We start from the raw sequence: 26,460 nt of genomic DNA, 5'->3' as shown, positions 1-26,460 counted from the left end.
TTACTTCGGCGCAACGACGGCCAGCTTGCCTGCCCCGGCGTTGTCCAGGACGTGTTGCTTGATGCCCTTGTCCGTCTTGCCCGCGACATAGGGATACGGTGGCGCCCAGCCCAACTCGTTGGTGAAGGTTTGCTTCGCCCAGTCCTCCACCGCCGAATTGGACGCCGTCCACGCCGCGATCGCTTCGGCCTTGACGGCCTCGTAGCGGTCGCTCGCCACCTTGTTGATGACTTCGGGGCGCAGCGGTGTGCCATTGAACCAGGAGCCTACGTCCTTGAACTGATAGCCCTTGAAGTTATCCACGATGATGTGCTCCGAAGCGCCGGTTCCGTTGTATTCGAAACTGTTCGATTCGGACAGGATCATCGATTCGATACCCATGCCAATGAAGTAATGGAAGCCACCGGTCATGGCGCGGCTGAGCATCGGATAGTCCGGATCGGTCGTGCTGCCACGGAAGTAGTTGTTGTAGATATGCACCTTGCCGAAGCGGACACGCGGTGCGCGCTCCTGCGAGTTCTCGAACAGGTTGCCGACCAGCGTGATGCGGTTCTTGCCACGGTCCTTATCGCCCTTGCCGTCACCCGAGCCCATCATGAAGGTTTTGTCGTGATTCTTGAACACCGTATAGGACACCGTCACATAATCGGTCCCGTCTTCTACGTCGAGCAGGCCGTCGTGTCGCTGGATGTGCTTGCCGAAGACTACTGGCTCCTTACTGTCTGGATGAGCGCCGTCGCTCAGGGTCAGGTGGTCGAACCACAGGCGCGTGCCTGTCACGACCTGGATGGCCTTGTAGCGCGCGTTCCAGTTGCCCGTTGCGCCGTCAGACGGTGACCACGCCATGAACCAGTCTTGCACGGCCTGGATTTCCAGGTTGCGCACGATGACATTGGTGCGCGCGTTCAACTCCAGGTAGCCATCGATGATCTTGGCATCCGTCCCCACCCCCAGGATGGTGGTGTTCGACGGCACACTGAACTGGACCTGGGCCTTCTGCACGTTGGCGCAAGAGGTTCTGGCCGACCCCTGGTTGTTGATCAAGGTGAGTTCGGCCGATGCAGCCGTGTCCCCGGCGGTGGCGCGCGCCTGCAGATCGGCCTTGTACGCGGCGTCAAAGCTTTTCACGTAGGCATCGAAGTTCCACTGCCGGCACTTGTTGTTTGAGGGCACGCTGGCCACATAGCTGGCCTCGGTGGCGAACTGTCCGTTGCCGAGATCGGTACCGTAGATGCTGCCCTTGATGTAGATGATCTTGGGTTCCAGCGCGGCAGCGCTCGCATTGGTCGCGTAGGTCGGACTGCCTTTGTTGGCGAGCGCGTCTTTCAGTTCTTGGCGAGTCGCCACGACATAGATATTGGTCGCCGGGGCGCCTTCACCGCCCGTGGGCGGCAGCAACTTGCTGGCATCGCTGGGGTCGGGATATTGGGCCGCCCAGCCGGACACCGACTGAATGGCAGCGATGCTTTCGGGCGGAGTGACCGGCGCGGCAGCAGGCGATGTGCTGTCGTCGTTACCAGAACCCCCGCAAGCGGCAAGCAAAGCGAGACCGGACATGGCTGCGACGCTGCGCAGCCAGTCTTTATGACCGTACATGGACACTTCCTCCTGAGTGATTGGGACAGGCTTGGCGCGTTATGTTCTTGTTGTTCCCGCGCGGCCCGAAGGCCACTGGCGCGCTGGCATGACTACCTACAAGCCCTGCGCAATGTACGATTTGTTGGTTCGTTTGACAGACTAACTTGCGGGGCGCAACAACAATTAACCTTCCCTTACGTCGATGCGCCCCGGCTTCAGATCGCGGTGAGCACGTAGCACACGCCCCAACTGCACTCGCTGGGCGCTGCCTCGCTGAGCCATTCGCAACTGTGCGCCACGCGGAAGCCGGCTCGTTCTGCGAACAACATGATCTCGGGCGGGAACAGGTAACGCATGCGGTGCGTCTCCTGCAGCTCTTCCACCGTGCCACTGGCGCGATCGCGCACGAAGACCTGATAGTGCACGTCGACCAGACAGTCGTTGGGATGCAAGGTGGACTCGCACAGCCGCGTCACCTCGGTGGTTTCGTCGGCCATGCGCTTGATGCGCGTGGCGGGACGCTCGGTCAGAACGGCCGGGCCATGCCACACGTCGAACAGGAACACCCCGCCCGGCGCCAGATGCGCGCGCGCCGTGGCCAGCGCGGCAGCCAGCGCGGCGTTGTCCGGCATGTAGCTCAGCACGTGGAAGAGGGACACCGCGCAATCGAAGCGCTCGCCCAGACGCACCTGGGTGAAGTCGCCCTGGCAAAAGCGCAGGCGCGCCGCCGTGTCCGCTGGCTGGCGCGTGGCGTGCGCGCGCGCCTCGACCAGCATGTCCTCACTGCGGTCAATGCCGGTCACTGCGAAGCCATCTCCCGCCAGCAAGGCCGCATGCTTGCCGCCGCCGCAGCCGAACTCGACCAGGCTGCGCGCGCCCGGGGCGAAGCGACGCAATAGATCCGCCACGAATCGGGCCTCGCCCGCGTAATCCTTGTCGCGATAAAGCAGCGCGTAATAACGCGCGTAGGATTCTCCGAATACGCTCATGTCATTCAATCCATGTAATCAGGCGAACACGCGATGCATGGCCTCGGCCACACGCGAGGTCTGCGCCTCGGTCAGGGCCAGGCCGCTGGGCAGGTAGAAGCCGCGCCGCGCGATCCGTTCGCTCACCGGCAACGAAACGCCCTGGAACAGACCCATCTTGTGGAACACCGGCTGCTCGTGCATCGGCCAGAAGAAGGGGCGGGTGCCGATGCCCTCGGCCGCCAATGCCTTCATGGCCGCCTCGGCATCCAGGGGATGCGTCTCGTCGATGACCACGCCATAGACCCAGTAGATGTTGTCGGCATGCGACAGCGCGGACAGCGGCAGTTGCAGTGCGGGAATGTCACTCAGCAGCGCGGTGTAGCGGGCGCCCATGCGCCGCTTGATGGCGACGAAATCATCCAGGCGCGCAAGCTGGGCCACCCCCAGCGCCGCCTGCAGGTTGGTCAGGCGGAAGTTCCAGCCCAGCTCCTCGTGCACGAAGCGGCGCTGCGGCTGAAAGCACAGGTTGCGCAGGCTGCGACAGCGCGCCGCCAAGGCATCGTCGTCAGTGACGATCATGCCGCCTTCGCCGGTCGTGATGTGCTTGTTGGGGTAGAAGCTGAAGGTCGACAGCGCTCCGAAACTGCCGCAGGGGCGGCCGGCACAGCTCTGACCGTGGGCCTCGGCGGCGTCCTCGATGATGGCCAGGCCGTGCTTGTCGGCCAGGGTTTCGAGCGCCGTCATGTCGCAGGGCAGACCATAGATGTGCACTGCCATGATGGCGCGCGTGCGCGGTGTGATGGCAACCTCGACCTGGGCAACGTCCATGTTCCAGGTCTGCGGATCGCAATCGACCACCACCGGCGTGGCGCCAGCGCGCACCACGGCAGCGGCGCAGGAGATGATGGTGAAGCTGGGCAAGATCACCTCATCACCCGGGCCCAGACCCAGCGCCACGACGGCGGCATCCAGCGCGACCGAGCCGTTGGCCACGGCGATGCCGTGGCGGCGCCCCACCCGCGCCGCGAAGGCCTCTTCGAAGCGTTGCACGAAGGGGCCTTCGGACGATATCCAACCGGTCTCGATGCATTCGATCAGAAGCCGTTTCTCATCGCCATCCAGCAAGGGTTCATTGACCGGGATGAAAGCAGGGCGCTCCATCGGCTCAGTCCACGATGCACAGGCTGCGATCGGTGCGCGGCGTGAAGCGCGTCTTGTCGTGGTCGCCCGAGTACGGGCCCTGCTTCACCTCGATCATCTGCAGTTCCTCCAGCACCTCAAAGCCATGCCCGCCGGTGGCCAGCAGTACCACGTCGCCCGGCCCCAGCACGCGGCTGTGCAGGTACACGCGCTCGACACTGTAGAAGTCCACGCGCAGCTTGCCGCGTTTGATGAACAGCACCTCCTGCGTGTAGCTGACCTGGCGCTTGACCTCGTTATGCACATGCGGCTCGATGACCTTGCCGCGCGGGTGGTGCATGTAGGCGAGCTGTTGCGACAGGTCGTTGGGGGTGAAGAACGAAATGCCCGGCTTGTCGTAGTCGTTGCGTACGATGATGGCCAGCAGCATGTCGCCGTCGTAGATTTGTTCCAGCATGATCTTCTCCTTTGGTATTCGCCAGGCTTGTCGTGCCGGCCCTGAGGGCTCTTGTGCGCCTGGTTGAGGTTCTCCCTTTCACTTCATTGAAATCAGCACCACCCCCATGGCGACGAGCGCCGTGCCGCCCAGCCGGGGCAGGGTCAGCGCTTCCTTGAACAGCAGCACGCCGGCGGCCAGCACCAACACATAGGTGATACTGGCCAGCGGCACTGCATAGGACAGCTCGGCGCGCGCCAGGGCGAACAGCCACAGCACCGCACCGAGTCCGAAGGCGATGAAACCCAGCACGATGCTGGGTGTGGTGAAGATGTCCCACAGCAGGCGGGGCAGGCCGCCCCCGCCAAGCTGGGCATCGGCGAAGCCCTGCATGCCCCACTTGAAGGCGATCTGGCCGATGGCGGTCAGCACGCAGGAGACGAGGATCAGCGCCAGGGTGTTCATGCGCCCACCCCCAGGCGCAGGCGCGCCACCGTGCTGAGGTATTTGCGCCCGCGCCGCACCAGGCCCCACAGGTTGGTGGCGGTCTTCGATTCGCCGATCTGGCGTGGCGTCAGCACATAGGGGACCTCTACCACGCGCGCGCCCTTGCGCTTGATGAGGGTATGGATCAGGTCGATGAAGTACTCGCCGTAATCACCGCGCAGGTCGTAGTCGGCGAGCAAGGGACGCTTGAGCACGATGAAGCCGGAGGACCAGTCGCGGAAGCGGCAGCCCAGCATCCAGCCACCCAGGATCGACAGGATCTTGCTCAGCGCCAGTTGCACCGACAGGTGCAGGCTCACCGCGCGCGCATCTCCCCCGCCAGGCACGTAGCGCGAACCGACGGCAACATCCGCGCCTTGCCCGATGGCGGCCAGCAGTTCCAGGATCTTGGCCGGCGGCATCGACAGGTCGACATCCATCCAGCCCACCAGAGGCGCACGTGCCGCCTTGATACCCTCGTCGATCGCGGTAGTGAGCCCGCGCCGTCCGATGCGGCGGATCAGGCGCACATTCGGATGCGTGATCGCGAACAGCTCCACCTCCTGCCAGGTGCCGTCAGGGGAGTCGTCATCCACCACGATGGCCTCGAAGGGCAGGGTCAGCACCTTGTGCAGTTCGACCAGCAGCACACGGATGTTCTCGCGTTCGTTATAGGTGGGCAGCACCAGGCTCAGGCGTGGTACTTCGTCGTGGCTACTCATGGCTTGGCTCCGACTTGAGGAACTTGTTGCGGCAGATGGAAACGCACGCGCGGCGAGTCCATGCCCACAGCGCGGCGGATCTGCCAGCCGTCTTCGTCCTGGTACATATAGTTGAGGGCAAGACCGCCCGGGGAGTGCAGGTAGTTCACCTGCAACTCCAGCTCATGCATGCCGGGGCTCAGGTTCAGTACGGACTCGGCGTCGCGGAAGAAGTCCGGCGACTCATGGATCATGACCGGTGCGTTGTCGACCAGCAGGGCGATGGACCACGCGCTGTAGGTCCGCATGACGAGCTGCAAGGGGGTCTCGCCCACCACTTCCAGGCGCGTCCGCATGCGCATCAGGCCGGCTTCGCGCAGCACCACGTCCGGGCGATCCTGCTGCCGCAGATCGCCCTCGCCACGGGTATGCGGAAAGACCACCCGGCTGATCATGACCGGCTTGACGTCCAGCGCATCCCGCTGAGGAATCAAACTCAGTTCCACCCGGTCCGGCAGACTCGGCGTCATCGCCGCCACACTGCCCCAGCCCAGCCCACCCGCCACGCCGAGGACGGTCGCGTAGAGCGCGAGCGGACGGCGCCAGGCCCGCCACGCCACCAGCCACGCCTCCAGCAAGCCCAGGCCCAGCAGGTAGAAGGCGAAGATGATCGCGTAGGTGTAGCGCGGCTCGCCGGTGAACAGCACGCTGACGATCATGGTCAGCACGATCAGGCTGCCCAGCAGGACGACCACGGGCCGCCGCGTCGCGTCGAGGCTGCGCCAGCGCCACAGGTACAGCCCGCAGGCGAGGAACAGGGTGAACTTGAACCAATCCCAGATCGGCCGCAGGTACTTGAATCCCGGCGCGTCGTAGCGGCTGGGCAGCATGTCGGCGAAGAACAGGTTCCGGATCTCGGACAGATTGCGGACCATGCGCATGGGATCGCGCTGCAAGGCCTCCCAGCCCAGCCGGAAGTAGTGCCCTTGTTCGTAGAACGGCACGTTCGTGTAGAACACGCCGTTCTCGGGCTTCCACGACTGGGCCGGCACGATCACGAAGAAATGCCAGCCGTCGTAGCTGAGGTCGACACGGTGGTAGTCGGTGTTGGCGATGAAGAAATCCAGCCCACCATTGGCCGACAAGCCGGTCACCCGCCCCTTGGAGACGCGTGACACCTCCAGGCTCGCCAGCATGATCAGGGAGAAGAACAGGGCCGAGAACAGCGCGGCCTGCAGCAGGAAGCGACGCGACCAGCCCTGGCGTGCCAGCAGGAAGGCCACGAAGGCGAGCCCGTAAGGCCCCAGCGCGGGGCGCACGATCACCGCGGCGGCAAACAACAATGCTGACAGCAGGATGCCGCTCCAGCCCGTACGGCACACGATGGCCGCGACCGCCATCACCAGTAGGGGCGAGCCCAGGTTGTCGGCCAGGAGGAAGGCGTTGAAATACAGCGCCGGGAAGCCGAAGCCATACAGGAGCGTGCACACAAGGACCGTGTCGCCGCGCTGCAGCCAGTGCGCGGCCAGGCGCTGCAGGGAGTACACCGAGACAGCGAAGACCACGATATTGAGCAGCAGCGCCGTCTCCAGGCGCACCAGCCCGCCCAGGCCAAGGACGCGCAGCACGCGGAACAACTCGGCGAGGAAGATGTGGTACAGCGGCGGCCAGGCGACGAATTGTGAGTCGGCGAACTCCTTGCCATCCAGGCGCTGCATGGCCTGGGTCCAGAAGTTCTTCATGTCGCTGAACAAGAACTCTTGGTACGGCGTCAGCCAGAACACGTAGAGGCAGACCGCGACGAAGGCCCCCGCAGCCAACAGGACGCCGGCGGGCCGGCCGCGCGCCCATGCCAGCGGGACGACGACCTCAACCGGCGTCGGTGCGGTCGTGGCTACACGGGCCTGGGACATGTCAATCCCCTGGGCATAGACCCGCGCAGCGGCAGCCCTATCCCCGAGAATGCAAAAATCGACCCGTTAACGCCAGAATCGGCGAAATTCGAAGAAATTGTCTCCATTGTCCACCCAAAAGCGACATCTCGTTCTTGTTCCGCTACCGTAAGCCAAGACGTATCTGCTTACAAATCTTTTCGGTCGAAAAAATGATGCTTTCGTCACGCCGGCATGACGAGGGCACGCCGCCGGACCCGCTCATGCGGGCCCGGAAACGGAACAAGAAAAGAGGAAGCGCTTGGGAGGGGCCGGACTGCTGCAGTGCGTCAGGCGCGACCGAGGCGATAGATGGCGACGCTGGCGTAATTGTTGGGCTCGATGGTGATCTCGCGATCCTCATCGAAGCCCACTCGTTCCAGCACGCGGATGCCGCGCTGCTGGCACAGCGTCTCGAAATCCGCCATGGTGAAGAAGCGGATGTTGGGAGTGTTGTACCACTGGTACGGCAGACTGTCGGAGACCGGCATGCGCCCTTCGTTGATCGACACGCGATGGCGCCAGAAACCGAAGTTGGGGAAGCTCACCACCGCCTCGCGGCCGACGCGCAGCATCTCGGCGAGAATGCCCTCGGTATTGCGCACCGCCTGCAATGACAGACTCATGATCACATGATCGAACTGCTGGTCCTCGAAACCGGCCAGCCCCTGCTCCAAGTCGATCTGCAATACGTTCACCCCGGCAGCAATGCAGGCCACCACGCGCTCGACATCGCTCTCGATGCCGTAACCCTGGACGCCTCGCGTCGCGCTCAGGTGGCGCAGCAGGCTGCCATCGCCACAGCCGAGGTCGAGCACGCGCTCACCGGGCTGAATCCAGCGGGTGATGACGTCGAAGTCGAAACGAATGTCCTGATGTGTCAGCGGCACCATCTCACACCTCGATCTTGTTGAAGTAGGCGCGCATCGCCGCGTGGTAGTGCGGGTCGTCGAGCAGGAAGGAGTCGTGCCCGGCCGCGCACTCCAGCTCGGCGTAACTCACCGCGCGGCGGTTGTGCAGCAGCGCAAACACCAGTTCGCGTGAGCGCGCCGGCGAGAAACGCCAGTCGGTGGTGAAGGACGCGATGAAGAAGTCCGCCTCGGCGCGCGCCAGCGCCGCCGCGAGATCACCGTCGTAATCGAAAGCCGGATCGAAGTAGTCCAGCGCCTTGGTCGTCAGCAAATAAGTATTGGCATCGAAGAAGCCGGCGAACTTGTCGCCCTGATAACGCAGGTAGGACTCGATCTCGAACTCGATGTCGTAGTGGAACTTGCGTTCACCATGGCGCAGCTTGCGGCCGAACTTCTCCGCCATCGCATCGTCGGACAGGTAGGTGATGTGGCCGATCATGCGCGCCAGGCGCAGGCCACGCACCGGCACCACGCCATGCGCGTAGTAGTCGCCGCCATGGAAATCCGGGTCGCTCAGGATGGCCTGGCGCGCCACCTCGTTGAACGCGATGTTCTCGGCCGACAGCTTGGGCGCCGCCGCGATGACCATGCCATGGCGCACCCGCTTCGGGTAACGCAGCGTCCAGTCCAACGCCTGCATGCCGCCCAGGCTGCCGCCCAGCACCGCCGCGAATTGACGAATACCCAACAGATCGGCCAGGCGTGCCTGCGCGTCCACCCAGTCCTCTACCGTCACGAAGGGGAAGGCCGCTCCCCAGGGTTTGCCGGTATCGGGATTGAGCGTCAGCGGCCCGGTGCTGCCATAGCAGCCGCCCAGGTTGTTCACGCCAATGACAAAGAACTTGTTGGTGTCGAGCGGTTTGCCGGGGCCGACGAGGTTGTCCCACCAGCCGAGGTTCTTCGGCTGGTCGGCATAAACGCCGGCCACATGATGCGAGCCGGACAGCGCATGGCACACCAGCACGGCATTGCTGGCCTGCGCGTTGAGCGTGCCATAGGTCTCGTAGACCAGTTCATAGCGCGGCAGGACGCCGCCGCTGACCAGGTGAAGCGGCGCCTCGAAACTAGCGCGTTGCGGCGTGACGATGCCGACCGAAGCGGGGCTTGTCATGGACTTCCCGAAAAACAAAAACCCAGCGGCTTGGAAGCGACTGGGTTTTGGCTAGGCCCGCCGCTTTAGCCGAATTTTTAGCGCGCCCGCAAGCTGAGTGGAATCAAATCGGCGCGTGCTGCCGCATGGCAGCCTGCGCAACTTACCCCCGCCGGCCCCGACTTGTCAAACCAGGCCCGCGCCATGCGAGGATGTCGGCAAGCCACCGCAAACCTTCACCTGTCCAACCGACTGCCATGCCCGCTCTCGACATTCAGCCCATCCGCCTCGACCACCCTCGCCACGCCGCCGATCTGATCGACTTGCTGGACCACTATGCAGGCGACCCCATGGGCGGCGGCAGCACGCTGGACGAACAGGTGCGCCGTGAACTGCCGCAACGCCTGCGTGACTGGCCCGGCTACCACGGCTTCCTGGCCTATCGCGATGAGCAGGCGGTCGGCCTGATCAACTGCTTTCTCGGTTTCTCGACCTTCAAGGCCCGCCCGCTGCTCAACATCCATGACATCGTGGTTCGCGACGAGGCGCGCGGCCAGGGTGTGGCGCAAACCCTGCTCGCGGCGGCCGAGGGCGCTGCGCGGGCCCACGGCTGCTGCAAGCTGACGCTCGAAGTGCTGTCGAACAACGCGGCCGCGCAGCGCAGCTACGCACGCTTCGGCTTCGCCCCTTATGTGCTGGACCCGGCGGCGGGGCAGGCTCTGTTCCTGCAGAAATGGCTCGCCGCAGACTGAGCCCCGCTCAGGCCGGACCCGGCGGATTCGCCGCGAACCACTCGGCAATGGCGGGCATGTGGGACTCGAAGGCACCGGGGATGGACAGGTTCAGCGCGCCGGCGGGCTGATCGCCGCGATTCTGGAAGTCGTGCACGACGCCTCCCGGCACCAGCACGAAACTGCCGGGCCCGGCCTCGGACCAGACCTCGCCGACGAGAAAGCTCATCGTGCCGGCCAGCACGTAGAACACATCGTCTTCCGGATGGGCATGCGCGCCCGGGCCCTGGGTGTGGGGCTCCAGCCACCATTCGGAAATGGAATAACGTCCTGCAGTCTCGACGCCGTCCGCCTTGAACAACGCGCGGATGCGCCCCATGTCGTAGGGCCGCCCGGCACCGGGCGGCAGCAGCAGCGGCTGACGATCATTCTCTTCCATGGCCTGCGCTCCTCAGACTCAGTTGGGGCCGCGCTCCTCGCCATCCCCCAGGGGTTCCTCCTGGCCGGCCACGCGATAGGTGTCGGACGCCCAGGCGCCCAGGTCTATGCCACGACAACGCGCGGAACAGAAGGGCCGGTAGCGGCTCTCCGGCGTCCACGGTACGGGCGCCTTGCAGTGGGGGCAATTGACGATGCGGGGCGGGGTCTGGCTGCTCATTGCGACAAGTGGGGTGGAAGTGAAACGTCATCGCTGTCGAGGGCGACCTCCCAGCGATTCTTGCCATGCGCCTTGGCGGCGTACATGGCACGGTCGGCGGCGGCGACCAGGCCCATGGGCGTGCGCGAATGGCGCGGCGCAAGGGCAAAGCCGAGGCTCACGGTCACCGCCGCCGGTTTACCACGGAACATGAAGCGCTGCTCGGCGGCGCGCGTGAGCACACGGCGCGCAAGCTGCGCCATGGCGTCCTCATTGGTGTTGGCGGCAAGGATCGCGAACTCGTCGCCGCCGAGACGGAAGAACAGCTCATTGCGTCGCACGATGGCCCCGATCTGGTTGGCGATCTCGATCAGCACCTGGTCGCCCGCCTGATGGCCAAAGTTGTCGTTGATGTGCTTGAAGCCGTCGAGGTCGAAGGAGATCAGGCCCACCTCCTCCTCGCGCCGTCCGGCGTCGGCCAGTTGGCGGTCCAGTTCCTCCAGGAAGCGGCGGCGGTTGTAGAGCCCGGTCAGGGGATCGCGCTCGGCCAGTTCGGTCAGGCGCTGCTGCGCCAGGCGCGCGGCGGTGACATCCTCGAACACCCAGATGCGGCCGATCGCCCGCGTGCCGTCTGACGAGCTGACCAGCGAAGACATCTCGTTGATGATGCGTCCGTCGGTGAAGCGGATGTCATAGGGCTGGCTGCGCCCGCGCAGCGACAGCACCTCTTCCACATGCGCCAGGTAGCGCATGGGGTCAGCCAGGCGCGCGCCACCCTTTTCCAACAGGACTTCGTCGCGCACACCGACCAGCGCTTCGCGCTCGCCCAGTTGCCACAGGTCGACAGCGGGCTGGTTGATGTAGACGACGCGGCGGTCTCGGTCGATGAACACGATGCCCAGTTGCACGGTGTCGAGCAGCGAGGCCAGGCGCATGCGTTCGTCATTGCTGCGCGACAGGTAGTGCTCTTTCAGGGCCTGGGCGCGACGCAGCGCGGCGACGTTCTCCAGCAACTTGAGTTCGGCATCCTTGCGGCTCTGGATGCTCTGCGCCGAGAAGCGCAGGCCCACCATCTTGCCGTGCTCATCCAACTGTGGATACCAGCGGCAGCTATACCAGCTCGTGCGCCCGGCCCTGTCGACGAGGCGCAGTTCGTGGTCCTCACGCGCTTCACCGGCGCGCCCGCGCGCCGCCAGCTCGCGCATCTGCGGCCGGTCCTTCTGGTACACCCATAGCTCGATCAGGTCCGGTGCCGCATAGCACTCGGTCGGAGTGTAGCCGGTCAGTTGCGCCACGGCCGGATTCACCCACAGCAGACGGCCGCGCGGACTGAAGTAGGCTTCCAGGCCCTGAGTGCCCTCGGCGATCACGCGGTAGTGGGCGACCTGCTGGGCCAGCGAGCCGAGCCGGTCGGCGCGCTCCATCAGGGTGGCCGCAATGCTGGCGCGCAAGGCATCGAAGTCGCGCCAGCCGGTCGGCTTCAAGAGCGGCGTCTCGGCCTGCTGCAAGGCCTCATCCAGTTCGCTCCGCAGGGCCTCCAGTTGCTGGCGCGCCGCGCCCTGACCCAGGCGCAAGCCAAGCAGCATCAGCAGCAAGGTCAGTGCACACAGCAACAGGCTGGCGCCGAGTCCACCGATCAGGCTGGCGTCGCGCCAGTGCATCAGCCAGCTCGCCGCGCCGACCAGCAGCCCGGCCAGCAAGGCGTAGCCGTGGCGCAGGCGGCGCCAGCCGGTCACGCTGGCGCGCAGGCGGGCAAGCAGGGCGCGCAGCGCATTCATGGATCAGAGCGCCTTCATCAGCACCTTGGAGCGGCGCTGGAAGTTGTACAGATCGCGCTTGCGCGCCGGCAGGCGCTCGGGGCCCACTTCGATGAAGCCGCGTTCGCGGAACCAGTGCTCGGCACGCGTGGTGAGGATGAAGAGCTGCTTGAGCCCGGCCACCCGCGCACGCATCTCGATATGCTGGGTCAGGCGCTCGCCGATACCGGCGCGGCGAAACTCCGGCGTCACCGCGAGACAGGCCATCTCGCCCATGCCGTCCTCCTCGAAGGGGTACAGCGCGACGCAACCGACCACCACGCCGTCGTTCTCGGCCAGGGTGAAGCGGTCGATCTCCTTCTCCAGCAACTCGCGCGGCCGCCGCACCAGGGTGCCGTCGGCCTCCAGCGGGCCGATCATCGCGACCAGCGAGGCAACGTCCTCGATGTTGGCTTCGCGCAGACGATAGAGCGGGTCGCGCGTGACCATGGTGCCGACACCCTGACGGGTGAAGAATTCGAGCAGCAGGCCACCGTCCTTGTCGCGGTCGATCAAGTGGGCGCGCGACACGCCGTTGCGCACGGCGCGGATGGCGCGTGGCAGGAACAGGTGGAGGTCTTCGGTCAGGCCCTGGCCGTTCTGGAACATGCGCTCGGCCTCATCGGCGGTGATCGCTTCGATCAGGCGGCCGCGGTCGTCCAGCAGGCCTGGCGCATCGCACAGGTAGATCAGCTTCTCGGCCTTGAGCGCCACGGCCACCGCCTCGGCCACCTCTTCCATGGCGAGGTTGAAGATCTCGCCCGCCGGCGACACGCCCAGCGGGGTGATCAGCACGACGTTCTGCTGGTCCAGGTCGGCCACGATTTCGTCCGCGATGACCTTGCGCACCGAGCCGGTGAAGTGCATGTCGATGCCATCGACCACTCCCATCGGCCGCGCGGTGATGAAGTTGCCGCCGGTCACGCGCATGTAAGCACCGGCCATGGGCGTGTTGGGCAAGCCTTGCGACAGGTGCGCCTCGATCTCGAAGCGGGTGATGCCCATACCGGCCTTGACGGCCTCCAGCGACTTCACGTCTGTGATGCGCAGGCCGTTGTGATACTTGGATTCGAGGCCGCGCCGCGCGACCTCTTGCTCGATGTGGGGGCGCGAGCCGTGCACCAGGATCAGGCGCACGCCCAACGCGGCCAGCAGGTTGCAGTCGTGGCACAGGTCTTCCAGCAACTCGCCCTGCGCCACTTCGCCACCGAAAGCCAGCACGAAGGTCTTGCCTCGGAAGGCGTGGAAGTAGGGCGCGGCACCACGCACCCAGTCGACGAAGCGGATGGCGTCGTCGTCGCCCATGCGCACAGCCGCCGCCAGCTTCTCGCTGATGACCCGGTCTTCGTCTTCGTTCCGCTCCCCTGCTGCCTTGTCTGTCACGCCCGCTTCCTTCTCCACTGAACTCAGTAATCGCCCCACAGGGCATGCATGGCCGCCAGCATCGCCAGCCCGGCCGTTTCGGTGCGCAATACGCGTGGCCCCAGTGTCACTGCCTGGCAGCCGGCCGCTTTCAACATGGCCAGCTCGGCGGGGCTCCAGCCCCCTTCCGGCCCCACCAACACGGCCACCGGGCCTGCCGGCGCTGCCATGTGGGTGAGTGGCTGGGCGTCTTCCGGGTGCAGCACCCAGCGCGTCGTCCCCGCCGTATCGGCCAACCAATGCGCCAGCTTGCGGATGCCCCGCACCGGGGTCAAGTGGCTGCGCCCGCATTGCTCGGCGGCGCCAATAGCCACCTGTTGCCAATGCGCCAAGCGTTTGTCGGCGCGCTCCCCTTCCAGGCGCAGCACGCTGCGCTCGGCCGCGATGGGCTGCACGGCCTGCACGCCCAGTTCCACCGCCTTCTGCACGATCCAGTCCATCTTGTCGGCCACCGCCAGCGCCTGGACCAGGGTGACGGCCAGAGGCGACTCGCGTGGCGTCTCGATTGCCTGCTCCAACTGGACATGGGCGCGCTTTCCAGCGAACTGGATGAGCCCGGCGTACTCGCGCCCCTCGCCATCGAACACCTGCACCCGCTCGCCCTGACGCAGGCGCAGTACTTTTTCGGCATGGTGCGCGGCGTCAGGCGGGAGCGGGACGTCGATGCCCGCAGCCAGGTGCGAAGGGCAGTAGAAGCGATGGATCATGGTGCTATCATCGAACGCACGGGCCAAGACCGGATTGGCCCGGCGGAAAGCCTTGCCCCGCGCGGGATTGCGCGGCTGGCGGAGCACCCGATTATAGCCCCTGCCCCACGTCCCCCTTGCACCGCCGCTCGCCCAACGATCGTCGGTGGGAGATTCATCATGGCGAACCTGGCTTTGGCGCGTGCCCTGGAATCAGTGGTGCGCGAGGTGGCACGCGAGGCCATCATGCCGCGTTACCTGAACGCGGTGCGGCAGCACAAGTCCGACGGCAGCTCGATGACCGAGGCCGACGTAGCCTCGCAGCAGGCACTGATCCGCCGCCTGCCTGAGATCAAACAGGCCCCTGTTCTCGGGGAGGAGATGAGTGCGCGCCAGCAGGCGGAATGCTGGGCCGCCGGTGGCGAGGGCCTGTGGTGCATCGACCCCATCGACGGCACCACCAACTTCGCCAATGGCGTGCCGCTGTTCGCCGTGTCCGTGGCCTACATCGTGGCTGGCGAGACGCAGTTCGGCGTGGTCTACAACCCGACCACCGACGAGGCCTTCTACGCCGGCCGCGGCGGCGGCGCGTGGCTCAATGGCAACCGCCTGCCGCTGCGCCGCCCGGCCGCAAGCCTGCGCGGCGCAGTGGCCGGCATTGACTTCAAGCGTCTGCCACCCCGCCTCGCCACGGCGCTCGCCGCCGAACCGCCCTATTACTCGCAGCGCAACTTCGGCTCCAGCGCGCTGGAGTGGTGTTTCGTCGCGGCCGGCCGGCTGGATGTCTACGTGCATGGCGGGCAAGCCTTGTGGGATTACGCGGCCGGGCGCCTGATCCTGGAGGAGGCCGGCGGCCAGGCCAGCACGCTGGAGGGCGGGGCGGTCGGCGCCGATCCGGCGCGCAAGCTGGCGGTGGTGCTGGCCGCCGATGCCAGCCTGCAGGCCGAATGGCTGGCCTGGCTGCGCGCCCACATCTAGAGGACGGCCCCATGTCAGCCAAGCACCCTGTCATTGCGGTCACCGGTTCCTCGGGCGCCGGCACCACCACCGTATCGCGCAGCTTCCAGTGGATCTTCCGCCGCGAGAAGGTGACCGCCGCGATGGTCCAGGGCGACGGCTTCCACCGCTACGACCGCAGCGAGATGGGGCACCTGATTGCCCAGGCCGAGCGCCAGGGCCAGTCCGGCCCGAGCCACTTCGGCCCCGACGCCAACCACCTGGACAAACTGGAGGCCTTGTTCGAGGAGTACGGCCGCCAGGGCAGCGGACACCATCGCCACTATATTCACGACGAGGTGGAGGCCCTGCACCTGGGCCAGGCGGAAGGAACCTTCACGCCCTGGACGCCCTTGCCGGCCGATACCGATCTGCTGTTCTACGAGGGTCTGCATGGCGGCGTGGTGACCGACACGGTGGACGTGGCACGGCATGTGGACCTGCTGATCGGCGTCGTCCCCACGATCAACCTGGAATGGATCCAGAAGCAGCATCGCGACACCCGAGTCCGCGGATATTCGCTGGAAGCGGTCCAGCACACCATCCTGCGGCGCATGCACGACTATGTGCACACCATCGTCCCGCAATTCTCACGCACCCACATCAACTTCCAGCGCGTCCCCGTGGTGGACACCTCCAACCCTTTCATCGCGCGCGAGGTGCCCAGCGCCGACGAAACGATGGTGGTGATCCGCTTCCGCGACCCGCGCAGCATGGATTTCCCTTATCTGCTCTCCATGTTGGCGGGCTCCTGGATGAGCCGCGCCAACACCATCGTGGTGCCGGGCGGCAAACTCGACCTGGCAATGCAGATCATCCTGACCCCCCTGATTCTCCAGCTCATCGCCCGCAAAACCGCAGCCTGAGGCGGTACGCCAACCCTTGCGCTCCATCAAGCCTGACAACTTGGCGCCATAGTAGATTTTCATCGTGGCTGTCGTTTCCTTGCTGGTTTGCACAATCGCCTAGGGGCAATTGCGCATCGCGGCAAAGGGGGATTTCAAGGATAATCAAGGGTTTTCCGAACTCCAGCCAGCACAGCCCCATACAGCATGCAGAACACCGCCCAGACTCCCAAATTCAATTCCGTGACCGGCGCCATCCGCGCGCTGGCGATGGATGCCGTCCAGCAAGCCAACTCCGGCCACCCCGGCATGCCCATGGGCATGGCGGAGATCGCCGAAGTCGTTTGGCGCGGCCACCTGCGCCACAACCCGGCCAACCCGGCCTGGGCCAACCGTGACCGCTTCGTCGTGTCGAACGGCCACGGCTCCATGCTTCATTACGCGCTGCTGCATCTGACCGGTTACGACCTGCCGATCGAGGAGCTCAAGAAGTTCCGCCAGCTCGGCTCCAAGACGCCGGGCCACCCCGAAGTGCACCACACACCGGGTATCGAGACCACGACCGGACCGCTGGGCCAGGGCATCACCAATGCGGTGGGCTTTGCGCTGGCCGAGAAGATGCTGGCGGCAAACTTCAATCGCCCTGGCCACACCATCGTCGATCACCATACCTACGTGTTCCTGGGCGACGGCTGCCTGATGGAAGGCATCAGTCACGAGGCCGCCTCACTGGCCGGCACCTGGGGCCTGGGCAAGCTGATCGCCTATTACGACGACAACGGCATCTCCATCGACGGGGAAGTCGGAGGCTGGTTCACCGACGACACCCGGAAGCGTTTCGAGGCCTATGGCTGGCAGGTGATTGGCCCCATCGACGGCCATGACGCCGCCGCCCTGCAGGCCGCCACCATCGAAGCCAAGGCCGACACCCAGCGCCCGACCCTGGTGATCTGCCGCACCACCATCGGCGCGGGCTCGCCGAACAAGGCCGGCACGGCCGACTCGCACGGCGCCCCGCTGGGTGCCGCCGAGATCGCGCTGGTGCGCGAGACCATCGGCTGGCCGCATGCTCCGTTTGAAATCCCGGCCGATGTTTACGCCGCATGGGACGCCAAGACCGCCGGCGCCCAGGCCGAAGCCGAGTGGAACGCCGCCTTCGCCGCCTACGCCAAAGCTTTCCCCGAGTTGGCTGCCGAGTTCACGCGCCGCAGCCAGGGCACGCTGCCGGCCGGCTTCGCGGCCGCCGCCGCCGCGCTGCTGGAGAAGGTGCAGGCCAAGGCCGAGACCATCGCCACGCGCAAGGCCTCGCAGAACGCCATCGAGGCGCTCGCGCCGGCGCTGCCGGAGTTGCTGGGCGGCTCGGCCGACCTGGCTGGCTCGAACCTGACGCACTGGTCCGGCAGCAAGGAACTGGCCGCCGGGTCGAACGCCGACGCCAGCGGCGTCAACTACATCAATTACGGTGTGCGCGAGTTCGCCGAGATCGCGATTGCCAACGGCATCGCGCTGCACGGCGGCTTCATCCCATACACCGCGACCTTCCTGGTCTTCTCGGACTACTGCCGCAGTGCGATCCGCATGGCCGCACTGATGAAGATCCGCCAGGTCATGGTGTTCACGCACGACTCGATCGGCGTCGGTGAAGATGGCCCGACGCACCAGCCGGTGGAGCACACCGCCTCGCTGCGCCTGATCCCGAACCTGAACGTATGGCGTCCGGCCGACACGACCGAGACTGCCGTTGCCTGGACGCACGGCATCGAGCGTGCCGACGGCCCGACCGTGCTGGCCCTGACGCGCCAGAATCTGCCTTTCACGGCACGCTCGGCACAGCAGATCGCCGACATCCGCAAGGGCGGTTACGTGCTGGTGGACGCGGCCGATGCCAAGGCGGTGTTGATCGCGACCGGCTCCGAAGTGGGCGTGGCGCTGGGCGCGCAGAAGCTGCTGGCCGAACAGGGCGTGGCGGTGCGCGTGGTATCGATGCCCTGCACCCGCCTGTTCGATCTTCAGGACAAGGCCTATCAGGCCGCCGTGTTGGGCCAGGGCCTGCCGCGCGTGGCCATCGAGGCTGGTGTCACGGACGGCTGGTACAAGTACGTCGGCCTGGACGGTGCCGTGGTAGGCCTGGATCGCTTCGGCGAATCCGGCCCTGGCGGCACCTTGTTCAAGCATTTCGGCTTCACGCCGGAGCGCGTGGCCGAAGTCGTCAAGGGCTTGTTGTAAAGTGTAGGGTTCGCGGAACCCCTGATGGGGTTCCGGCGCCAGCGGGCTCACTCCCCCGGTCTGCTGCGTGCATTGTGATGGTGGAAAACTCAAAGTTGAGGAGCAACTCAATGGCTATCAAAGTCGGTATCAACGGTTTTGGCCGCATCGGCCGCATGGTCTTCCGCGCCGCCGTGCAGAACTTCAAGGACATCGAGATCGTCGGCATCAACGACCTGCTCGAACCCGAGTACCTGGCCTACATGCTCAAGCACGACTCCGTGCATGGTCATTTCAAGGGTGAAGTGGCTGTTGATGGCAACACCCTGATCGTCAATGGCAAGAAGATCCGTCTCTCCGCCGTGAAGAACCCGGCCGAGCTGAAGTGGGACGAAGTCGGTGCCGACATCGTCGTCGAATCCACCGGCCTGTTCCTCGACAAGGAAACCGCCTCCGCCCACCTGAAGGCGGGTGCCAAGAAGGTCGTGATGTCGGCGCCGTCGAAGGACGACACCCCGATGTTCGTGTACGGCGTGAACCACGACAAGTACGCCGGCGAAGCGATCATCTCCAACGCTTCCTGCACCACCAACTGCCTGGCCCCGATCGCCAAGGTGCTGAACGACAGCTTCGGCATCAAGCGCGGCCTGATGACCACGGTGCACGCCGCCACCGCCACCCAGAAGACCGTCGACGGCCCGTCCAACAAGGACTGGCGCGGTGGTCGCGGCATCCTGGAAAACATCATCCCGTCCTCGACCGGTGCCGCCAAGGCCGTGGGCAAGGTGATCCCCGAGCTGAACAAGAAGCTTACCGGCATGTCCTTCCGTGTGCCGACCTCCGACGTGTCGGTGGTCGACCTGACGGTCGAGCTGAACAAGGAAGCCACCTACGAAGAGATCTGCGCCGCCATGAAGGCCGCCTCCGAAGGTTCGATGAAGGGCGTGCTGGGCTACACCACCGAGAAGGTGGTGTCGACCGACTTCCGCGGCGAAGCCCGTACCTCGGTGTTCGACGCCGATGCCGGCATCGCGCTGGATTCCACCTTCGTCAAGGTGGTGTCGTGGTACGACAACGAGTGGGGCTACTCCAACAAGGTGCTGGAGATGGTCCAGGTCGTCGCCTCCAAGTAAGCGACCCGCGAGCCGGCGCGCGGCCTGTCCGCGCCCGGCTGCACGCAACAAGGGTTCCGCATGCGATTCAAGAAACTCTCCGATCTCGACCTGGCCGGCAAGCGGGTTTTCATCCGCGCCGATCTCAACGTGCCGCAGGATGAAGTGGGCGCGATTACCGACGACACGCGCATCCGCGCCTCGCTGGCGGCCATCCGCCTGGCGCTGCAAGGTGGTGCCGCGGTGATGGTCACCTCCCACCTGGGGCGGCCAAAGGAAGGGGAGTCCAAGCCCGGTGACTCGCTGGCCCCGGTGGCCGCGCGTCTGGGCAAGTTGCTTGAGCGGCCGGTGCGTCTGGTGACGAACTGGGTCGACGGCGGCTTCAGCGTGCAGCCCGGCGAAATCGTCCTGCTCGAAAACTGTCGCCTGAATGTCGGCGAGAAATCCAACAGCGCCGAGCTGGCAGCCAAGATGGCCCGCCTGTGCGACATCTACGTCAATGATGCCTTCGCCACTGCGCACCGCGCGGAAGCGACGACCCAGGCCCTCGCCCTGGCCGCGCCCGTGGCCTGCGCCGGCCCGCTGATGGCGGCCGAGCTGGACGCCCTGGGGCGCGCACTGGTGGCACCGGAGCGCCCGCTGATGGCCATCGTCGGCGGCTCCAAGGTGTCGACCAAGCTGTCCATCCTCGACAGTCTGGCCGACAAGGTCGATCAGTTGATCGTCGGCGGCGGCATCGCCAACACCTTCCTGCTGGCGGCCGGCTTCCCGGTCGGCAAATCCCTGGTCGAGACCGATCTGGTGGAGGATGCCAAGCGCATCATCATCAAGATGGCCACGCGCGGTGCGACGGTGCCGATTCCCAGCGACGTGGTGGTGGCGCGCGAGTTCTCACCCACCGCGCATGCGGTGGTGAAGGCCGCCCGCGACGTGCAAGCCGACGAAATGATCCTGGACGTGGGGCCGGAGACGGCCGAACGCCTGGCCAGCCTGGTCGGCGCCGCCAAGACCATCGTGTGGAACGGTCCGCTGGGCGTGTTCGAGTTCGACGCCTTCGCGAACGGCACGCGCCGCGTGGGCGAAGCCATTGCATCTGCCGCGGCGATGACCCTGGCCGGCGGCGGCGACACCATCGCCGCCATCGGCAAGTTCGGCATCGGCGACAAGCTGGACTACGTCTCGACCGCCGGTGGCGCCTTCCTGGAGTTTCTCGAGGGCAAACCCCTACCGGCCGTTCAAGCTCTGCTGGAACGTGCCGACAACTGAAGCGAACCTACCCTGTGACGCCGGGCCCATGCCACGGCGTCTTTTCTGACGACTGAATACTGATCACATGAACAAACCCGAAGGCTTGCCCAACAAGCCCGCCAAAAAAAGCACGCGCAGCAAGCGGACGCCGGCGAAAGCCACGGCGCCGTCCCCCGCCCACGCTGCCGATCCGTCTCTCCCTCTGCTTACTTCCTACGAAGGAGTCAGTATGCAACGCCATACCAAAATCGTGGCCACCCTTGGCCCGTCCTCGAATGACGCTGAAACCCTGGAACGCATGATCCGCGCCGGGGTCGACGTCGTGCGCCTGAACTTCTCGCACGGCAAGGCCGAAGACCACCAGAACCGTGCCAACCTGGTGCGCGAAGCCGCCAAGCGCGTCGGCAAGCCGGTGGCGATTCTCGCCGACCTGCAAGGCCCGAAGATCCGCGTCGGCAAGTTCGAGAAGGGCAAGACCTTCCTCGAGAAGGGCGGCAAGTTCATCCTCGACGCTGCCTGTGAGTTGGGCAACGACGAGCGCGTGGGCCTGGACTACAAGGAGCTGCCCAACGACGTGAAGCCGGGCACTATCCTGCTGCTCAACGACGGCGCCATCGTGCTGGACGTGGAGAAGGTCGTCGGCACCGAGATCCACACCCGTGTGCGCCACGGCGGCGAGCTGTCCAACAACAAGGGCATCAACCAGAAGGGCGGCGGCCTGACCGCGCCGGCCCTGACCGCCAAGGACATGGAAGACATCAAGACGGCCGCTGCCATCGGCATCGAGTACGTCGCCGTGTCCTTCCCCAAGACGGCCGCCGACATGTACATGGCGCGCACCCTGCTCAAGGCAGCCGGCTCCAACGCCCTGACCATCGCCAAGATCGAGCGTACCGAGGCCGTCGAGCCGAAGAACCTGCGCGAGATTCTGGAAGCCTCCGACGGCGTCATGGTCGCCCGTGGCGACCTGGCGGTCGAAGTGGGTGAGGCCGCCGTGCCGGCGCTGCAGAAGAAGATGATCAAGCTGGCCCGCGAGATGAACAAGCTGGCCATCACCGCGACCCAGATGATGGAGTCGATGATCTCCAGCCCGGTGCCGACGCGTGCCGAAGTGTCCGACGTGGCCAACGCCGTGCTGGACGGCACCGACGCCGTGATGCTGTCGGCCGAGACCGCCGCCGGCAAGTACCCGGTGGAAGTGGTCGAGACCATGGCCCGCGTGTGCGAGGAAGCCGAGAAGTCCTACCCGTCCACGCTGGAGCAGGATTTCCTGAACCGCAAGTTCTCGCGCATCGACCAGTCGATCGCCATGGCTGCGCTGTTCTCGGCCCACCACCTGGGCGCCAAGGCCATCGTGGCGCTGACCGAATCGGGCTCCACCGCACTGTGGATGAGCCGCATGCGTTCGGGCATCCCCATCTACGCGCTGACCTCGCAGCCGGACACCATCGGCAAGGCCGCGCTGTACCGCGAGGTCTACCCAATCTCGATGCCGCGCATCACCGACAGCCGCGACCACCTGCTGCAGGAAGCCGAACTCACCCTGCTCAAGCACAAGCTGGTACAGCCCGGCGACGTGGTGGTGATCACCGTGGGTGAGCCCCTGGGCCAGTCCGGCGGCACCAACAGCCTGAAGATCGTACGCATCGGCCACGACTAAGCGTTCTAAGCCGGGACGGAAAGGGCTCCTGCGGGAGCCCTTTCTGCTTTTCGGGGAATATGTCGTGCCCGAACGGGGACGCGTGCTGCCGTGCGCAATCTACGCGGGTAAAATGGCGCTTTCGGCATCACCCTCAGCCGCACAATTCACCCTTACAACGGAGAGTTTCGTCATGGCCCTCGTTTCCATGCGCCAACTGCTGGATCACGCAGCAGAGAACACCTACGGCCTGCCTGCCTTCAACGTGAACAACCTGGAACAGGTCACGGCCATCATGGAAGCGGCCCACGAACTGGACAGCCCGGTCATCATGCAGGCCTCGGCCGGGGCACGCCGCTACGCCGGCGAAGCCTTCCTGCGCCACCTGATCGAGGCTGCCGTCGAAGCCTATCCGCACATCCCCGTCGTGATGCACCAGGACCACGGCCAGTCGCCCGCCGTGTGCATGGCTGCCATCAAGTCCGGCTTCAGCTCGGTGATGATGGACGGCTCGCTGCTGGAGGATGGCAAGACTCCGTCCGACTATGACTACAACGTGGCCGTGACGCAGGAAGTGGTGAAGTTCTCGCACTCCATCGGCGTCACCGTGGAAGCCGAGCTGGGCTGCCTGGGTTCGCTGGAGACCGGCATGGCCGGCGAGGAAGACGGCATCGGCGCCGAGGGCAAGCTGGACCACAGCGCGCTGCTGACCGATCCCGAGCAGGCTGCCGACTTCGTCAAGCGGACGCAATGCGACGCGCTGGCCATCGCCATCGGCACCAGCCATGGCGCCTACAAGTTCACCCGCAAGCCCACCGGCGACATCCTGGCCATCGGCCGCATCAAGGAGATCCACGCCCGCCTGCCCAACACCCACCTGGTGATGCACGGCTCGTCCTCGGTGCCGCAGGATCTGCTGGAAGAGATCCGCAAGTACGGTGGCGACATGAAGGAAACCTACGGCGTGCCGGTCGAGGAGATCGTCGAAGGCATCAAGCACGGCGTGCGCAAGATCAACATCGACACCGACATCCGCCTGGCCATGACCGCCGCGATCCGCAAGTTCTTCGTCGAGCATCCGGGCGCTTTCGACCCGCGCGAATACCTCAAGCCCGCGCGCGAGGCCGCCAAGAAGATCGTCAAGGCGCGCTTCGAAGCCTTCGGCTGCGCCGGCCAGGCGAGCAAGATCAAGCCGGTCTCGCTGGACAAGATCGCGGCCCAGTACAAGAGCGGCAATCTGGCACAGAAGGTCAACTGACGGATTTCTGCGGGGCCACGCCCCACGCCGGAACAAGGCCTCCCACGGGAGGCCTTGTCGTCTGGGCACTTCTTCCGCGCGCGGGCGAGGGTCTGCGCGGAGACAGCCCCCAGCGGGGCTGCCCACGTGACAGGCCTCGCCATCACCGATCGGGGGGGCCCGCCATCCGCCGGTCGCTGCCCCCTGGCGGAACGACCACGGGAAAATCCCGATGCCTGAAAAAGCAGGTTCATTATTCCGGCGCAATATCGGCGCGAAAGCCTGGGTGGCGTTCAGCCAGCCCTGCCGGCTCGGACTATGATCACCGGCTGAACCGCATCCGCCACGCATGCCCACGAGGAGTATGAGTCGATGACGCAACCCGTCCTCTCCACCGCCCTGCGACGCATCGTCTGCCCGCTGTTGCTGCTGCTCAGTGGCGCCCTGCTGCCCGCCACAGCCGCCGACATCGGCACCGGCGATCCGGTCATCGACGAGGCGCAGTTGCTGCTTGTGCGCATCACCAGCGGGAAGGAGTCGCTCAGCGACGCCAAGCTGACCGAAGCCTTGAGCCTGTTGTTCGCCCGCCCGGCTTTCGAGGGCATCCGCGAGGAGGGCTGGCGCTACATGCTGTTCACGCTGGTCAAGACACGCCAACTGGTCGAACAGTATGGGCCGCGCTACGTCGACGCTCGCCAGCGCGCCGGACTGGCCCAGGTGGCGCAGAGCATGCTGCGCCTGCAAGGGGAACTGGTCACGCTGTACGGCCCCAAGTTTTCCCTGGAAGCACATCTGCAGCGCTATCCACAGAGCCGGGACGCGTTCACCCAGAACCTGCCGACCCCGCCGCAGGCGCCGAACACCCAGTACTTCAATCGTTTTGACCTGGCCCTGCGCGACATCCACGCCCAGCTCAAGAACCTGGGCATGGTGGCCTACTGAGCAGGCTCAGCGTCCCATGCGCCGCTCGTAGGCCTGCGAGAAGCGCTCGCCAAGCTGCGGGTCGTTGTTCGTCGCCCCGCGCGAGTCGTAGCGCACCTGCACGCTGCCGTCGGCCTGGCGCAGCACGCTGACGGTGACCTCGATGCCATTCCTGTCGCCACGGATCAGACCGGTCGCGGGGTCGGCCTGGCGCAGCGTGATGCCGGCATCCTGCACGCCGCCCAGAGCGGCATTCCAGGCCCGGTCGTACTTGCTGGGGCCAGCCGGGTAGGGCTGGTACACCGTGCAGGCGACCAGCAGAGCGGCACAGGCCAGCGCGGCCAGCCAGGAGGAATTCGGGCGCAGCGTAGGCATGCAAGGTCCTTTCCTTGGGAAGTCTGTTCCAGGGGGCGTCTCGGCCTGCCGCCACCTTTCCACTACAATGGCGGCTTCAACGAATTACAGGAAGTCCATCATGGCGCGCATGGTCAAGTGCATCAAGCTGGGAATCGAGGCCGAGGGCCTGGATTTCCCGCCCGTTCCCGGCGAACTGGGCAAGAAGATCTGGGAGAACGTCTCCAAGGAGGCGTGGCAGCAGTGGATCCGTCACCAGACCATGCTGATCAATGAGAACCGCCTCAACCTGATGGACCCCAAGGCGCGCAAGTATCTGTCCGAGCAGATGGACCGCCATTTCTTCGGTGGCGGTGCCGATGCCGCCACCGGCTACGTGCCGCCCAGCGCCTGAGTCCCACCCGTTCTTTTTGAAGCAGGCCGTCGCATGCGACGGCCTCGTGTTTTTCCGGAGTTCCCATGAGCCAGCCCCAGTTCGAATCGTCCATCACCAGCCTGCCCCTGCTCGGCCGTGGCAAGGTGCGCGACATCTACGCGGTGGACGCGGACAAGCTGCTGATCGTGACCAGCGATCGCCTGTCCGCCTTCGACGTGATCCTGCCCGATCCCATCCCGCGCAAGGGCGAGGTGCTGACCAAGACCGCGCTGTTCTGGTTCGACAAGCTCTCCCACATCCTGCCCAACCAGCTCACCGGCATCGCGCCGGAAGACGTGGTCAGCGCAGCCGAGCGCGACCAGGTGGCGGGCCGCGCGCTGGTGGTCAAGCGCTTGAAGCCGCTGCCGGTCGAGGCCGTGGTGCGGGGCTACATCATCGGCGGCGGCTGGAAGGACTACCTCGCCACCGGCAAGGTTTGCGGCCACACGCTGCCGGCCGGCCTGAAGCAGGCCGCCAAGCTGGCGCAACCACTGTTCACGCCCTCCACCAAGGCCGAGCAGGGCACGCACGACGAGAACATCGACTTCGCGCAATGCGCGGCCCTGCTGGGCGAAGCACGCGCGAAGGAAGTCAGCGACGTGGCGATCCGCCTGTATTCGGAAGCGCGCGACTACGCTGCTGCGCGCGGCATCATCATCGCCGACACCAAGTTCGAGTTCGGCCTCGACGCCGCTGGGACACTGCACATCATCGACGAAGCGCTGACGCCGGACTCCTCGCGCTTCTGGCCTGCCGACAGCTATGCCGAAGGCATTTCTCCGCCGTCCTACGACAAGCAGTACGTGCGCGACTACCTGGAGACCCTGGACTGGAACAAGACCGCGCCGGGCCCAAGGCTGCCGGCCGAGGTCATCGCCAAGACCAGCGCCAAGTACATCGAAGCCTACGAGCGCCTGACTGGCCGCAGCATCGACGACTGAGCGACGCTGGCGCCAAACAGAAAAGGCCGGC

General features: G+C 65.6%; 26 protein-coding genes. 11 read left to right on the top strand and 15 right to left on the bottom strand.

The window, feature by feature from the left end; all coding sequences use genetic code 11:
• From NMB43_RS00990 to metX, 9 genes are all read right to left on the bottom strand, one after another.
• Nucleotides 1-1,596: a pectate lyase family protein gene (locus tag NMB43_RS00990; RefSeq protein WP_494350290.1), complete on the bottom strand. Its 1,596-nt coding sequence runs from the start codon at nt 1,594-1,596 to the stop codon at nt 1-3.
• Nucleotides 1,597-1,793: 197 nt separating this feature from the next.
• On the bottom strand, nt 1,794-2,567 hold the full coding sequence (locus tag NMB43_RS00985) for a class I SAM-dependent DNA methyltransferase (RefSeq protein ID WP_494350289.1): 774 nt from the start codon (nt 2,565-2,567) through the stop codon (nt 1,794-1,796).
• 18 nt (nt 2,568-2,585) lie between these two features.
• Complete coding sequence (locus NMB43_RS00980) at nt 2,586-3,710, bottom strand: DegT/DnrJ/EryC1/StrS family aminotransferase (RefSeq protein WP_494350288.1); 1,125 nt, start codon at nt 3,708-3,710, stop codon at nt 2,586-2,588.
• A 4-nt stretch (nt 3,711-3,714) separates the two neighbouring features.
• Complete coding sequence (locus NMB43_RS00975) at nt 3,715-4,146, bottom strand: cupin domain-containing protein (RefSeq protein WP_494350287.1); 432 nt, start codon at nt 4,144-4,146, stop codon at nt 3,715-3,717.
• Nucleotides 4,147-4,224: 78 nt separating this feature from the next.
• Nucleotides 4,225-4,590 carry an EamA family transporter gene (locus tag NMB43_RS00970; protein WP_494350286.1) on the bottom strand — a complete coding sequence of 122 codons (366 nt, stop codon included), beginning with the start codon at nt 4,588-4,590 and terminating at the stop codon, nt 4,225-4,227.
• Nucleotides 4,587-5,333, bottom strand: coding sequence for a glycosyltransferase (locus NMB43_RS00965; protein WP_494350285.1), 747 nt, complete (start codon nt 5,331-5,333; stop codon nt 4,587-4,589). Before NMB43_RS00965 ends, NMB43_RS00970 begins: the two co-directional genes overlap by 4 nt.
• The gene (locus tag NMB43_RS00960) at nt 5,330-7,225 is read right to left on the bottom strand and encodes a hypothetical protein (RefSeq protein ID WP_494350284.1); all 1,896 of its coding nucleotides are present in this window, start codon (nt 7,223-7,225) and stop codon (nt 5,330-5,332) included. The genes NMB43_RS00965 and NMB43_RS00960 overlap by 4 nt, the downstream gene beginning before the upstream one ends.
• A gap of 308 nt (nt 7,226-7,533) precedes the next feature.
• Nucleotides 7,534-8,136: a methionine biosynthesis protein MetW gene (gene metW / locus NMB43_RS00955; RefSeq protein WP_494350283.1), complete on the bottom strand. Its 603-nt coding sequence runs from the start codon at nt 8,134-8,136 to the stop codon at nt 7,534-7,536.
• Between the two features lies 1 nt (nt 8,137).
• Nucleotides 8,138-9,265 (bottom strand): homoserine O-succinyltransferase MetX, encoded by a 1,128-nt coding sequence (metX, locus tag NMB43_RS00950; protein WP_494350282.1) that lies wholly within the window; start codon nt 9,263-9,265, stop codon nt 8,138-8,140.
• A gap of 236 nt (nt 9,266-9,501) precedes the next feature.
• On the opposite strand from metX, the gene NMB43_RS00945 reads away from it, so the two are divergent.
• Entirely contained in the window at nt 9,502-9,996 is a 495-nt protein-coding gene (locus NMB43_RS00945) for a GNAT family N-acetyltransferase (protein ID WP_494350281.1), read from the top strand.
• A gap of 7 nt (nt 9,997-10,003) precedes the next feature.
• Here the strand turns inward: NMB43_RS00945 and NMB43_RS00940 are convergent, their stop codons facing one another.
• From NMB43_RS00940 to NMB43_RS00920, 5 genes are all read right to left on the bottom strand, one after another.
• Entirely contained in the window at nt 10,004-10,414 is a 411-nt protein-coding gene (locus tag NMB43_RS00940; RefSeq protein WP_494350280.1) for a cupin domain-containing protein, read from the bottom strand.
• An 18-nt stretch (nt 10,415-10,432) separates the two neighbouring features.
• The gene (locus NMB43_RS00935) at nt 10,433-10,633 is read right to left on the bottom strand and encodes a DNA gyrase inhibitor YacG (RefSeq protein WP_494350279.1); all 201 of its coding nucleotides are present in this window, start codon (nt 10,631-10,633) and stop codon (nt 10,433-10,435) included.
• Nucleotides 10,630-12,390, bottom strand: coding sequence for a sensor domain-containing diguanylate cyclase (locus tag NMB43_RS00930; RefSeq protein ID WP_494350278.1), 1,761 nt, complete (start codon nt 12,388-12,390; stop codon nt 10,630-10,632). Before NMB43_RS00930 ends, NMB43_RS00935 begins: the two co-directional genes overlap by 4 nt.
• Nucleotides 12,391-12,393: 3 nt before the next feature.
• Complete coding sequence (gene argA, locus NMB43_RS00925; protein WP_494352177.1) at nt 12,394-13,713, bottom strand: amino-acid N-acetyltransferase; 1,320 nt, start codon at nt 13,711-13,713, stop codon at nt 12,394-12,396.
• A gap of 101 nt (nt 13,714-13,814) precedes the next feature.
• Nucleotides 13,815-14,537 carry a 16S rRNA (uracil(1498)-N(3))-methyltransferase gene (locus NMB43_RS00920; protein ID WP_494350277.1) on the bottom strand — a complete coding sequence of 241 codons (723 nt, stop codon included), beginning with the start codon at nt 14,535-14,537 and terminating at the stop codon, nt 13,815-13,817.
• Between the two features lie 159 nt (nt 14,538-14,696).
• Here NMB43_RS00920 and NMB43_RS00915 point away from each other — a divergent pair, with 159 nt between their 5' ends.
• From NMB43_RS00915 to NMB43_RS00880, 8 genes are all read left to right on the top strand, one after another.
• Complete coding sequence (locus NMB43_RS00915; RefSeq protein WP_494350276.1) at nt 14,697-15,494, top strand: inositol monophosphatase family protein; 798 nt, start codon at nt 14,697-14,699, stop codon at nt 15,492-15,494.
• Between the two features lie 11 nt (nt 15,495-15,505).
• Nucleotides 15,506-16,378 (top strand): phosphoribulokinase, encoded by an 873-nt coding sequence (locus tag NMB43_RS00910; protein WP_494350275.1) that lies wholly within the window; start codon nt 15,506-15,508, stop codon nt 16,376-16,378.
• Nucleotides 16,379-16,564: 186 nt separating this feature from the next.
• Nucleotides 16,565-18,583 carry a transketolase gene (tkt, locus tag NMB43_RS00905; protein ID WP_494350274.1) on the top strand — a complete coding sequence of 673 codons (2,019 nt, stop codon included), beginning with the start codon at nt 16,565-16,567 and terminating at the stop codon, nt 18,581-18,583.
• A gap of 110 nt (nt 18,584-18,693) precedes the next feature.
• Nucleotides 18,694-19,695, top strand: coding sequence for a type I glyceraldehyde-3-phosphate dehydrogenase (gene gap, locus NMB43_RS00900; protein WP_494350273.1), 1,002 nt, complete (start codon nt 18,694-18,696; stop codon nt 19,693-19,695).
• Between the two features lie 60 nt (nt 19,696-19,755).
• Complete coding sequence (locus NMB43_RS00895) at nt 19,756-20,940, top strand: phosphoglycerate kinase (RefSeq protein ID WP_494350272.1); 1,185 nt, start codon at nt 19,756-19,758, stop codon at nt 20,938-20,940.
• A gap of 211 nt (nt 20,941-21,151) precedes the next feature.
• Nucleotides 21,152-22,582, top strand: coding sequence for a pyruvate kinase (gene pyk / locus NMB43_RS00890; RefSeq protein WP_494350271.1), 1,431 nt, complete (start codon nt 21,152-21,154; stop codon nt 22,580-22,582).
• 172 nt (nt 22,583-22,754) lie between these two features.
• Nucleotides 22,755-23,819: a class II fructose-bisphosphate aldolase gene (gene fba, locus NMB43_RS00885; RefSeq protein ID WP_494350270.1), complete on the top strand. Its 1,065-nt coding sequence runs from the start codon at nt 22,755-22,757 to the stop codon at nt 23,817-23,819.
• A gap of 351 nt (nt 23,820-24,170) precedes the next feature.
• Nucleotides 24,171-24,740 (top strand): hypothetical protein, encoded by a 570-nt coding sequence (locus tag NMB43_RS00880; protein WP_494350269.1) that lies wholly within the window; start codon nt 24,171-24,173, stop codon nt 24,738-24,740.
• Nucleotides 24,741-24,746: 6 nt separating this feature from the next.
• Here NMB43_RS00880 and NMB43_RS00875 read toward each other — a convergent pair whose 3' ends face one another.
• Nucleotides 24,747-25,094 (bottom strand): hypothetical protein, encoded by a 348-nt coding sequence (locus tag NMB43_RS00875; RefSeq protein ID WP_494350268.1) that lies wholly within the window; start codon nt 25,092-25,094, stop codon nt 24,747-24,749.
• Nucleotides 25,095-25,194: 100 nt separating this feature from the next.
• On the opposite strand from NMB43_RS00875, the gene NMB43_RS00870 reads away from it, so the two are divergent.
• The gene (locus tag NMB43_RS00870; protein WP_494350267.1) at nt 25,195-25,467 is read left to right on the top strand and encodes an oxidative damage protection protein; all 273 of its coding nucleotides are present in this window, start codon (nt 25,195-25,197) and stop codon (nt 25,465-25,467) included.
• Nucleotides 25,468-25,532: 65 nt separating this feature from the next.
• Nucleotides 25,533-26,429 (top strand): phosphoribosylaminoimidazolesuccinocarboxamide synthase, encoded by an 897-nt coding sequence (locus NMB43_RS00865; RefSeq protein ID WP_494350266.1) that lies wholly within the window; start codon nt 25,533-25,535, stop codon nt 26,427-26,429.
• The last annotated feature ends 31 nt before the right edge of the window (nt 26,430-26,460 follow it).

Source organism: Uliginosibacterium sangjuense (genome assembly GCF_059132465.1).
The sequence above is the reverse complement of the archived record's forward strand: the minus strand, read 5'-3'. Positions and strand labels throughout refer to the sequence as shown.